Consider the following 8038-nt stretch of genomic DNA (forward strand, 5'->3'; position numbering starts at 1 on the left):
CGTCCATGAAAAAAGCCACGGCATGCCGTGGCTTTTTATGATTTTGATAGCTGCTGGCGCTTATCGGGTGTACGCCAGAGGCTGTTTTTTTCAATAGTTCTTGTGGTAGAACGACACAGCGGCGTCGCTCATTGCACGGTTCAGGTCGGCCATGACGCGGCTGTCGCGCAGGGCAGCTTCCCAGGTCTTTTCGTCTTCTGCTGCGCGGCGGTGCTCTTGCGACCATGTGGTGCCGAGGGCACGCAGGCTGCTGCTCAGGTTGCGGGCAGGAGCGGCCAGCAGGGCGATGGCGACGAAGGCCACAGCCCACAGCAGGGCCCAGCCAGCAATCCAGTGGCTGCCGCCAGCGACGGAGTCGATCAGACGGTTGGCGCCCACCAGCACGGCGGCCACGATGGCAGCCAGCACCAGCGACTGGCCTACGCCCTTGCCGCTGAAGGTGGATTTCAGATTCTCAGCAGCTGCTTCCACACGCAGAACGCCCGTGTGTTCGGTAGCCATGTCGGTGTGTACAAAACTGTTGGTCATGATGGATGTCTTTGTTTTCCAATGCTTCTTTGAAGCGATGGATGAAGTATAGGGTTTACCCCAGGGTCTCTCAAATTTATATTTTGAATCTGTATCATTCATGTCAGTGATGTATTGCCGGCCCCTCGCTGGCGCAGGAGGGCCGCATGCAGGCACACCAATTTCGCCACCTGGATCTGAACCTGCTCCGTGTATTCGACGAAGTGATGACGGAGCGCAGCCTGACGCGCGCTGCCGACAAGCTGGCCATCACGCAGCCGGCCGTGAGCAACGCCATGCGCCGCCTGCGCGAGGCGCTGGGTGATGAGCTGCTGGTGCGCAGCGGCCAGGGTGTGGAGCCTACGCCGCTGGCCCAGGCCCTGTGGCCGGCGGTGCGCGAATCGCTGGCACGATTGCAGAACACCTTTGCCCCCGAGCGCTTTGACGCTGCCAAGGCCACCCAGGCCTTCGTGGTGGCCATGGCCGATGCGACGGCAGCCACCTTGCTGCCCAGCCTGATGCACATTCTGGAAACCGAGGCTCCGGGCGTTTCCGTGCATGTGCAACCACTCACTACGCGTGATCCGCGCGAGGTGCTGGACGACGAGACTGCCGATCTGGCCGTCGGTTACTTTCCCTTCGTGGTGGCCGAGATGACAGCGCGCGCGCAGTCGGGCGCCTTGGTCGATTTTGAGAGCCGGCGCCTCTACGATGGCGAATACCTGTGTGTGATGCGCAAGGGCCATCCCCTGAGTGAGAGCTTGCTCACATTGGACAGGTACTGCGATGCGCGGCACATGCTGGTCAGCTTCTCGGGCCAGCCATTCGGCTTTCTGGACGAGGCGCTGGCGTCCATCGGCCGCAAGCGCCGGGTGGTGCTGACGGTGAACCAGTACTTCACCGCCGCGCGCGTGGTGGCGCGCACCGATCTGCTGACCGTGCTGCCGCGCCACTTTGTGCCTGCCACGGGCATCGAGGATCAGCTCGCCTTTCAGCCGCTGCCGCTGCGGGTGGAGTCGGTGCATGTGGATGCGCTCTGGCCCAGCCGCGCGGGGCACATTCCACATTCGGCGCTGGAATGGCTGCTGCATGCACTGGAGCGTTCGGCCCGTGCGGCTTTTCCCGACCAGGAATTGCCGCTGTAATGCGAGAGGGTGCTCTCCAGTGGAGTGCATGGTAGGCTTTGGCCATGCACCTGCAAATTCTTTCCGACCTGCACCTGGAGACCCACCCGAATTTTCACGCCCAGCCCGCGCCCGGCGCCAATCTGCTGGTGCTGGCGGGCGATATCGGCTCGTACCAGAATGGCTCCATGCTGCCGGACGAGGACTTCGGCCTTGCCCAGTTCAGCCCGCAGCAGGCTGGCGGGCACTGGCCGGAGCCGGTGATTCTGGTGCCCGGCAACCATGAATTCGACGCGCAGGATTTTGATACTGCCCGTGCCCGGCTGCGTGCCAGTTGCAACCGCCTGGGCATCCTGATGCTCGACTGCGAAACCGTGGTGATGGAGGGTGTGCGCTTTGTCGGCACCACCTTGTGGACCGATTACGACGCCATTGCCCTGCACAACGGCGTGACCGAACTGGGCGCGCTGATGAAGCAGCGCGAAAAAGCCTACAAGGCGGCCAATTTCTATCTCACCAAGGCGGAGATGATGCGGGATGGCCAGCCTTTTCTGGCCGCCGAGATGCGGGAAGAGGCCCTGCGCTGCCAGGCATGGCTGCGCGCGGCGTTGGCCGAGCCCTTTGATGGCAAGACCGTTGTCATCACCCACTTTGCTCCGAGCCTCAGAAGCGCCGATCCGCGCTACGGCCTCACCCCGGGCACTGCCGGCTTTTGCAATGCGCTTGATGACCTGCTGCCCAGTGCAGACCTGTGGATCCACGGCCACCTGCACGCGCCCAGCGATTATGTGGCAAGCGGCACGCATGCCGACGGCAGGGCCTGGCAGTGCCGCGTGGTGGCCAACCCCCTGGGCTATGCCCGCAAAGGGGAACAGGAGACATTCAACCCGCATTGCGTGGTGGCTGTCTGAGAGCGGTGACCGGAACTTTGGTGGCGCTCAGGCGTCAAGACATGACATAAGTCAACGCTTCTTGCGCAGCAAACCCCTACAGTGGCGTGCATGGGCGGTTTGAACGCGTTTCCCGCGTATGCCCGGTTGGCATGCCTCTTGAGCGTGAATACGTTCTTATTTCAGGAGTTCAGATATGCGCATTCTATTGGCCGTCGATGGCAGCCCCTTTACCCAGAAGATGCTGGATTACCTGGCTACGCACGCAGAGTGGCTCGGTGCTTCGCACAGTTACACCGCCCTTACCGTACAGCCACTGCTGCCCCCCCGCGCGGCCAAGGCGCTCGGCAAGGAACTGGTGAGCGACTATTACGCCGAGGAAGCGCAGAAGGTGCTCAACCCGGTGCACCAGTTTCTGGACCAGCACAAGGTCAATGCGCAGCTGGAGAGCAAGATCGGCCATATCGCCGAAACCATTGCCGAGACCGCCGATAGCGGTGGCTACGACCTCCTGATCATGGGTACACGCGGCCATGGCGCGCTGGCCAAGCTGGTGATGGGTTCGGTGGCGACGCAGGTGCTGGCGCAAAGCAGGATTCCGGTGCTGCTGATCCGCTGATCGCAGCCGCGCCGGCCGGGGTGGTTACCACTATGACCGGTCTGTCATTTGCTATTCACACCATAGCAATACTTGGCGCAGACAATGCGTCAACGCCATATCAGGCTAGCAAGGGAGGGAGGCGGCTGGCAATACAGATGCCAGCGGCACTCCAGGAGCTGCTTGCATTCCGTGCGCGGAATGCAAGCAGCTTTTTTCTTTCTTCCTCATTTTCTCTTTAGCCCTCTGCCATCGTCATTTTCATGAGGCAGCCCATTGCAGGAGGTAAGGGCGGCAGGAAAGGGTGGTGCGCTTCATGTCGAAGCAGTGGCCCGCGCCGCAGGGGTGGCAGGTGCCAGGCTGGCCTTGGCAGTGCGCAGCATGGCATCCGTCAACTGGCTCAGCAGGGCGGACTGCAGGTTCCAGCAGTGCCAGTACAGGTCGACTCGCAGCACCTGCGACTCGGCGACGTTGACGAGCCGCCCGTCCGCCAGAAAGGGCCGCGCCAGGAGCTCGGGCACCACGCCAATGCCCCAGCCGGCCGCCACCGCGCGCACCTGGGCTTCCGAGTTGGGCACGAACAGCTGGTGCAGGCCCACCGTCTTGAGGCCCATGGCTCTTGCGACGAACACGCGCTGCATGTCGTCCTTGCGGTTGTAGCTGAGAAACGGCAAGTTCTTGAAATTGCTGCGGTTCAGTCCCGAGGGCACGTGCTGCTGGGCAAAACCGGGGGCGGCCACCGCCATGTAGTGCATGGCCCCCAGCGCCGCCACGCGGCAGCCGCGCAGGGCCTGCGGCATGGTGGTGACACAGCCGAGCACTTCACCCGTGCGCAGCAGCTCCAGCGTGTGGTCCTGGTCGTCGGTGATGATCTCCAGCGGCAACTGCTGCAGGGCAATGTCCTGCAGGGCATCGATGGCCCAGGTGGCAATGCTGTCGGCGTTGACGGCGATGCTGATGGCCTCATCATGCGCCGTGCGGCGCGCAGAATGCGGCATCAGGCTGTACAGCTCCTGCTCCAGGTCGGTGCGCAGCAGGCGCAGCTGCTGGGTGTGCTTGAGCAGCAACTGTCCGGCCGCAGTCGGCCGCAGCGGCCGGCTGCGCACCACCAGCACCGAGCCCACCTGTGCCTCCAATGCACGCAGGCGCTGCGAGACGGCCGATTGCGTCACGTTCAGGCGGGTGGCTGCTTTTTCAAAGCCGCCCTCTTCAATCACTGCGGCAAGGCATTCCAGCGCGATCGGGTCCAGGTTGTTCATGGCAGCAAGGGGCTTGTATTAGTAAATCTGATGATTCTTGAAGAAGTTTAATTGCACTTTATGCAACCGCCAAACTGGCAGACACTGCAAGGCATGAAAATCATCATCCTCGGCGCCGGCATCATCGGCACCAGCACAGCCTGGCATCTGCTGCAACTGGGTCACGACGTCACCGTGGTGGACCGCCAACCCGATGCTGCGCTGGAGACCAGCTATGCCAATGCGGCGCAGATCTCGGTCAGCTATTGCGAGCCCTGGGCCAACAAGCACGCACCGATGAAGGCGCTCAAGTGGATGTTCGACAAGGAAGCGCCGCTGCTGCTGCGCCCGCACGTCGATCCGCAGCAGTGGAGCTGGCTGACCAAGTTCCTCGCCGAGTGCAACGACCGCTCCTTTGCCCGCAATGTGCAGCAGATCGTGGCGCTGGGCGCCTACAGCCACACGGCGCTGAAAGACGTGGTGGCGCAGACCGGCATCCAGTTCAACCGCCTCGAACGCGGCATTGCCCACTTCTTCACCAGCGACGCGGCGGTGGAAGACGCGCAGCAGGCTGTTGACTTGATGCGCCAGTACGGCGTGAACCGCCGCATGGTCAGTACCGAGGAGTTCCTCCAGATCGAGCCCGCCTTCAAGCCCTATGCCGCGCAGATCAAGGGCGGCACCTTCACCGAAAGCGACGAGAGCGGCGACGCCCGCGTCTTTACGCAAAAGCTCGCCCAACTGTGCGCCCAGGGCGGCGTCCAGTTTCTCTACAACCACAGCGTCCAACGCTTGAACATGGCCGGTGGAGCTATTGAATCCGTAGCTGTTCGTGCGCATTCTTCGGGCATTGCAGCTGGTTTTGATGCGCAAGAGCAGGTGTTGAAGGGCGATGCCGTCATTGTTGCCTGCGGCAGCTACACCGCGCCGCTGCTGCGCACCGTGGGCGTGAACGTGGCCATCTATCCCGGCAAGGGGTATAGCGCCACCTTGCCGATCCTGCGGCCTGAGGCAGCGCCTTTCGTCAGCTGTATTGATGATGGCAACAAGCTGGCCATGAGCCGCCTGGGCAACCAGTTGCGGGTGGCGGGCACCATCGAACTCAATGGCTTCGACACCTCGCTGGACTCCCCTCTGGCCAAGGCGCGGTGCCATATGCTGGCGCGCCGCGTCGAAGAGTTGATGCCCGGCGTGTGCGACACCCGTCTGCCCGAGCAAGGCGGCAACCCGCAGTTCTGGACGGGCCTGCGCCCCGCAACACCCACCAACATTCCCTACATTGGCCGCACCAAGGTGGGCAAGCTGTGGATCAACGCGGGCCACGGCACCCTGGGCTGGACCCATGGCGCGGGCAGCGGCAAGGCCATGGCCGAGCTGATCAGCGGCCGCATGCCCGACATGCCGTTCGGCTTCTACGGCTTTGAAGGCACCGATGCCCGGCAGGCGGCATTCGCATCCTGAGCCCCTGGTAGAGCGAAAAAGGCCGCACAGTGTGCGGCCTTTTAGCTGGAGCGGTGGGAATCAGGCGAGGCGAACCAGCCAGCCGTGGCGGTCCGCAGCGCGGCCATACTGGATGTCGGTCAGCTCCTTGCGCAGGGCCAGCGTGATTTCGCCAGCCGGTGCATTGAGGTCGCCCACCGAGAAGCCGTTGCCTTTGAGCTGGCCAATCGGTGTGATGACGGCCGCTGTGCCGCAGGCAAAGATTTCGGTGATGTCGCCCGAGGCCACGCCCTGCTTCCACTCGTCTGCCGAAACCTTGCGCTCTTCTACCACCATGCCGCGGTCGCGCGCCAGTTGCAGGATGGAGTCGCGCGTGATGCCTTCCAGAATGCTGCCCGACAGTGCGGGCGTCACCAGCTTGTTTTCCTTGCCGTACACCAGGAAGACGTTCATGCCGCCCAGTTCTTCGAGGTACTTGCCTTCGGCAGGGTCGAGGAACAGCACCTGCGAGCAGCCATTGGCGTAGGCCTGCTCCTGGGGCAGCAGCGACGCGGCATAGTTGCCGCCGCACTTGGCAGCGCCCGTGCCGCCCTTGGCAGCGCGCGCGTAGTCGGTCGACAGCCAGATGGCAACGGGCGCCACGCCCTTGGCAAAGTAGGGGCCGGCGGGGCTGGCGATGACGTAGTAGCTGGCCTTGTGGGCGCTGCGTACGCCCAGGAAGACTTCATCGCCGATGATGAAGGGGCGCAGGTACAGGCTGGCTTCTTCGCCGCCGGGAACCCATTCCTGGTCCACGGCGATCAACTGCTTGAGCGATTCCACGAAGATTTCGACCGGCAGCTCGGGCAGGGCCAGGCGACGGGCAGAGCGCTGCATGCGCTCGGCGTTGGCAGTGGGGCGGAAGGTCCAGACCGAGCCATCGGCGTGGCGGTAGGCCTTGATGCCTTCAAAGATTTCCTGGCCGTAGTGCAGCACGGCAGCAGCCGGGTCCAGCGAAATCGGGCCGTAGGGCATGACCTGCGCGTCGTGCCAGCCGGTGTCCTTTTCCCAGCGCACGGCCACCATGTGGTCGGTGAAATGCAGGCCAAATCCGGGCTTTTCCAGGATTTTGGCGCGGTCTTCAGCGCTGCGTGGGTGGCTCGAACGGGTGAGCGCAAAGCTTGGGGAAGAGGGGGACACGGGAATTTCCTTCCAGATGGCAACAGGGAGCCGGCGGATCGGGCCGCCAGGCTGAACGTGGGGGCTGCCACAGTGGCGCATATACCGCTGTGCTGCATGCCAGACCCCGTAGCATGCCATTTTTTTGGCCCAGTGTGCCGCAAATCCGACATTCAGCCCAAGCCAATGGTCAGGCACCAGGACGTGTTTCGCGAAGGGAAGGGGCGCTGCGCGCAGCGTTTTCTCAATGCACCGTGGCGCGATGCTGGGCCAGAAAATCCAGCAGCAGGGCCTCGAAGGCGTCCGGGCTCTCCAGCTGCGGCCAGTGGCCGACACCGGGCAGGCTGTGGTGTACGGCGTGTGGCAGCAGGTCGGCGAGGGTTTGCATGCGCTGCGGCGGCATGCATACGTCCTGCGCGCCGCTCACCAGCAGGCTGCGCTGGCCCAGGTGTGGCAACCGCTCGGCCAGGGTATTGGGGCCGGCCAGCATGTCCAGGGCGCGGCCATAGGCAAGCGGCTGAACCTGTGTGATCGCATGGCGCGCCAGCTGCAGCCCTTCGGGCAATGCATTCTGGCCTGCCTGCAGCTGCACCAGCTGCTGGGCAAAGTGCTGCAGTTGCACGGGCTCCGGGCAGGCCTGTTGCTGGCATTCGGCCAGCAGGCGCTGGCGCGTTGCCACCCAGTGTTCCTGTTCACCAGCACCCAGCGCCGGCCCGCCAGCCACCAGGGTCAGGCTGCGCACGCGGGTGGGGTTGCGCAGGGCGATTTCCGCCGCCACCATGGCCCCCAGGCCGTGGCCCACGATGTGGGCGCGGCCGATTTTCATGGCTTCGAGCAGGCGGTCGGCAGTCGCTGCCAGCGCTGCCAGGCTGTAGCCGCCGTAGGGAGGCGGGTTGCCGTGGTAGCCCGGCATGTCCCAGGCAATGGCACGGTAGCCCTGGCTGGCCAGCAGCTCCACCTGCGGGGCAAAGCCGAGGTGATCGGTGTCGGCATCGTGCAGCATCAGCACCGAGGGGCCGCTGCCGAGCATGGCGAAATTGGGGATCAGGGACATACCTTGGAGTTACCTGCGCTGATGTTTCA

The 8038-nt window shown here is 63.7% G+C and carries 8 protein-coding genes; 4 read left to right on the forward strand and 4 right to left on the reverse strand.

Annotated elements, in window-relative coordinates:
• Positions 1–90: 90 nt before the first annotated feature.
• Entirely contained in the window at positions 91–528 is a 438-nt protein-coding gene (locus ACH2DG_RS20730) for a hypothetical protein (RefSeq protein WP_224150954.1), read from the reverse strand.
• Between the two features lie 146 nt (positions 529–674).
• Here ACH2DG_RS20730 and ACH2DG_RS20735 point away from each other — a divergent pair, with 146 nt between their 5' ends.
• The 3 genes from ACH2DG_RS20735 (at position 675) to ACH2DG_RS20745 (ending at position 3140) form a co-directional block, all read left to right on the forward strand.
• Positions 675–1652: a LysR family transcriptional regulator gene (locus ACH2DG_RS20735; protein WP_395028474.1), complete on the forward strand. Its 978-nt coding sequence runs from the start codon at positions 675–677 to the stop codon at positions 1650–1652.
• A gap of 44 nt (positions 1653–1696) precedes the next feature.
• Positions 1697–2542, forward strand: coding sequence for a metallophosphoesterase (locus ACH2DG_RS20740; protein ID WP_395028476.1), 846 nt, complete (start codon positions 1697–1699; stop codon positions 2540–2542).
• A gap of 175 nt (positions 2543–2717) precedes the next feature.
• Positions 2718–3140 carry a universal stress protein gene (locus tag ACH2DG_RS20745; protein WP_395028478.1) on the forward strand — a complete coding sequence of 141 codons (423 nt, stop codon included), beginning with the start codon at positions 2718–2720 and terminating at the stop codon, positions 3138–3140.
• Between the two features lie 293 nt (positions 3141–3433).
• Here the strand turns inward: ACH2DG_RS20745 and ACH2DG_RS20750 are convergent, their stop codons facing one another.
• Positions 3434–4378 carry a LysR family transcriptional regulator ArgP gene (locus ACH2DG_RS20750; protein ID WP_395028480.1) on the reverse strand — a complete coding sequence of 315 codons (945 nt, stop codon included), beginning with the start codon at positions 4376–4378 and terminating at the stop codon, positions 3434–3436.
• A 93-nt stretch (positions 4379–4471) separates the two neighbouring features.
• On the opposite strand from ACH2DG_RS20750, the gene ACH2DG_RS20755 reads away from it, so the two are divergent.
• A complete protein-coding gene (locus ACH2DG_RS20755) occupies positions 4472–5818 on the forward strand; it encodes a D-amino acid dehydrogenase (RefSeq protein WP_395028481.1) in 1347 nt (448 codons plus the stop codon).
• Between the two features lie 60 nt (positions 5819–5878).
• Here ACH2DG_RS20755 and ACH2DG_RS20760 read toward each other — a convergent pair whose 3' ends face one another.
• Both ACH2DG_RS20760 and ACH2DG_RS20765 read right to left on the reverse strand, forming a co-directional pair.
• On the reverse strand, positions 5879–6976 hold the full coding sequence (locus ACH2DG_RS20760) for a branched-chain amino acid aminotransferase (RefSeq protein ID WP_395028482.1): 1098 nt from the start codon (positions 6974–6976) through the stop codon (positions 5879–5881).
• A 223-nt stretch (positions 6977–7199) separates the two neighbouring features.
• Positions 7200–8009 (reverse strand): alpha/beta fold hydrolase, encoded by an 810-nt coding sequence (locus tag ACH2DG_RS20765; RefSeq protein WP_395028484.1) that lies wholly within the window; start codon positions 8007–8009, stop codon positions 7200–7202.
• Positions 8010–8038: the final 29 nt, after the last annotated feature.

Source organism: Comamonas odontotermitis, assembly GCF_040396735.1.
GTDB classification, from domain to species: domain Bacteria; phylum Pseudomonadota; class Gammaproteobacteria; order Burkholderiales; family Burkholderiaceae_C; genus Comamonas; species Comamonas odontotermitis_C.

What these genes read in the sequence shown, in the direction of transcription:
- ACH2DG_RS20745 (WP_395028478.1), top strand. Translation starts at nt 2,718, where the DNA reads ATGCGCATTCTATTGGCCGTCGATGGCAGCCCCTTTACCCAGAAGATG.
- ACH2DG_RS20755 (WP_395028481.1), top strand. Translation starts at nt 4,472, where the DNA reads ATGAAAATCATCATCCTCGGCGCCGGCATCATCGGCACCAGCACAGCC.
- ACH2DG_RS20735 (WP_395028474.1), top strand. Translation starts at nt 675, where the DNA reads ATGCAGGCACACCAATTTCGCCACCTGGATCTGAACCTGCTCCGTGTA.
- ACH2DG_RS20730 (WP_224150954.1), bottom strand. Translation starts at nt 528, where the DNA reads ATGACCAACAGTTTTGTACACACCGACATGGCTACCGAACACACGGGC.
- ACH2DG_RS20750 (WP_395028480.1), bottom strand. Translation starts at nt 4,378, where the DNA reads ATGAACAACCTGGACCCGATCGCGCTGGAATGCCTTGCCGCAGTGATT.
- ACH2DG_RS20740 (WP_395028476.1), top strand. Translation starts at nt 1,697, where the DNA reads ATGCACCTGCAAATTCTTTCCGACCTGCACCTGGAGACCCACCCGAAT.
- ACH2DG_RS20765 (WP_395028484.1), bottom strand. Translation starts at nt 8,009, where the DNA reads ATGTCCCTGATCCCCAATTTCGCCATGCTCGGCAGCGGCCCCTCGGTG.